General features: G+C 44.4%; 1 protein-coding gene. It reads right to left on the minus strand.

All coding sequences use genetic code 11. The features are described from left to right. Positions 1-758, minus strand: a 758-nt coding sequence (locus tag A3762_RS23325) for a bifunctional diguanylate cyclase/phosphodiesterase (RefSeq protein WP_156493696.1), incomplete at both ends; no start/stop codon positions are given.

Consider the following 758-nt stretch of genomic DNA (forward strand, 5'->3'; position numbering starts at 1 on the left):
GAAATCACATTTGTTAATGTCTAGGAAGTCACGCTGATCTTCACTCTCAACGCCTTCGGCAACTACTTTCAAGTTTAGTTTGTGCGCAACGGCGATGATCGCTGATGTGATNTCCATGGCATTGAGATCTTCTGGTATGTCGCGTACAAACTCACGATCTACTTTGAGTATGTCGACTGGCAAACTTTTCAGATAGCTAAATGAGGAGTAGCCGGAGCCGAAGTCATCGATACTTACGGTACAGCCATAAGCCTTGATGCGATTCAATTGATCGATCACTGTTTCCATGTCTTGCATGAGCATGCTCTCGGTGACTTCTAGCTCTAGGTTACGGGCAGGCATGCCTGCTGTTTCTAGTGCATTATTCACCGTATTGACTAGGCGTAAGTCAGTGAATTGTCGTGTTGATAGGTTAACTGCAACACGTAAATCTAAGCCAGAGTCTTGGTTGAGTTGATGAATTTCGCTACATGCCTTCTTTAAAACCCAGTCGCCAATCGGGACGATCAGTCCGGTTTCTTCAGCAATAGAGATAAAGTCATTGGGGGAAATTTCACCTTTAACTGGATGACGCCAGCGAATGAGCGCTTCAACACTGTTTATTTTGTTTGTCTTTAAATCGATTTGAGGTTGGTAATGAAGATAGAACTCGTCATTGCTTAGTGCATGGCGAATCTCGTGCTCAATCTCCATAAGATGGCTGGCTCTAACATTCAACTCTTCAGTAAAGAAGCAGTAGCCGTCTCGTCCGCGTTCTT

Source organism: Oleiphilus sp. HI0125, assembly GCF_001635355.1.